Source organism: Calditerrivibrio sp., assembly GCF_049968475.1.
Taxonomy (GTDB): Bacteria; Chrysiogenota; Deferribacteres; order Deferribacterales; family Calditerrivibrionaceae; genus Calditerrivibrio; species Calditerrivibrio nitroreducens_A.
Window position 1 is genome coordinate 1 of the sequence record NZ_JBMFQS010000023.1, and the last position, 1289, is coordinate 1289.

The 1289-nt window shown below is 26.6% G+C and carries 1 protein-coding gene and 1 pseudogene; one reads left to right on the forward strand and one right to left on the reverse strand.

Translation table 11 applies throughout. The annotated features are described in order from the left end of the window. Positions 1-288 (forward strand): annotated as a pseudogene (locus ACP5Q2_RS09830) (hypothetical protein); the annotation flags it as partial. Positions 289-688: 400 nt separating this feature from the next. Here ACP5Q2_RS09830 and ACP5Q2_RS09835 read toward each other — a convergent pair. Continuing rightward, entirely contained in the window at positions 689-1063 is a 375-nt protein-coding gene (locus ACP5Q2_RS09835; protein ID WP_428099608.1) for a hypothetical protein, read from the reverse strand. Positions 1064-1289 lie beyond the last annotated feature (226 nt).

Here is a 1289-nt window from a genome sequence, read left to right on the forward strand (position 1 = left end):
GTAATTTATGATGAAAAAGGGGACAAGGTTTTTGAAGGAGAATCTCCAACTATAGTATCTTTAGAGAAAAAAAGAGGATTTTTCCAAGGGAAAAGTTACACAGTTGTAATAAGTAAACCAGGTTATAATGAAAAAACTATTAAAGTTAACACAACTCCTAATGGCTGGTATATTTTAGGTAACATCGTTCTTGGAGGAATAATTGGATGGTTAATAGTAGACCCTTTAACCGGTGCAATGTGGACATTTGATACTAATGATATAAAAGTTAATTTAGAAAAACTTTGAGTGAGAAATTCAATTTTTAAATTTTATTGATTTCAAAAAGCCAAAAGGCAGTAAGGAGTTATGATATTTCTCCAACCACTTTTTTCTGGTAGAAAGCCAATTTAGGAGTTTATGAAAAGTAAGGGATATAAAAGATGTAAAAATGTTTATGTTTGTAAGACTAAAGAGGAAGAGATCAAAGACAGATTATAGAATGTGTATTTTCAATTTAAAAGTAGATAGAGTAGTTTATAGCTTTTTTAGGTCTATAAAGTTAAATTTATGTGGTTAATTTCTCACTCAACGTATATTCAGAAAGTCAAGAGTTAAAATTAGAAAATATCTACAGTTATTGTATGTATCTAAAAAACTATATCTAGTTCTTTTAGGTCTATTTATATGGAATCTTACGGTTAATTTCTTACTCGAGGTACTCTAATTGTTTATATTGATTCTGCTTTTGTTCGGTTGTTGTTCTATTTGATTCCATATCTGATTTTTGAATTGTAATTTGTTTAATTGTATATCTAACCCCGATTTGTCTTCTGTTCTTATAATTTAATCTCTTATGAGTTGTTGGTCTGTTTGATTCCATATCTCTTCCGTTCTTATAACTTATAATTTGATCTTTTAAGCGAATCCATCTTACGATAAAAAAAGTTAATGTAATAATACCAGCTAACAAAGTTAATTTAAGAAGAGCAGTTACTATATGGTCAATAGCAGAAGCTATATTGTAAAAAGCGCAAGATGCAAAAAAAACTATTACTAAAAGAATTATAAGAAGCAAAGGCATTTTCAAAACCTCCTTTTTTGTTTAAAAAATAATTATGCAGTTTTTCTAATTTATAATAAAATATAAAAATAAAATATAATATCTAACCCGTCAATATATTTTGTTCTTCATTTTAACCTTTCTCTTCCTTTTGTGAATATATTTTACTATTTTTTAAACAGCTTAAAAAAATTGATACAATATTAAGTTAAAATTTTTTGAAGAGGTAAGTTTATGGAATTATCTA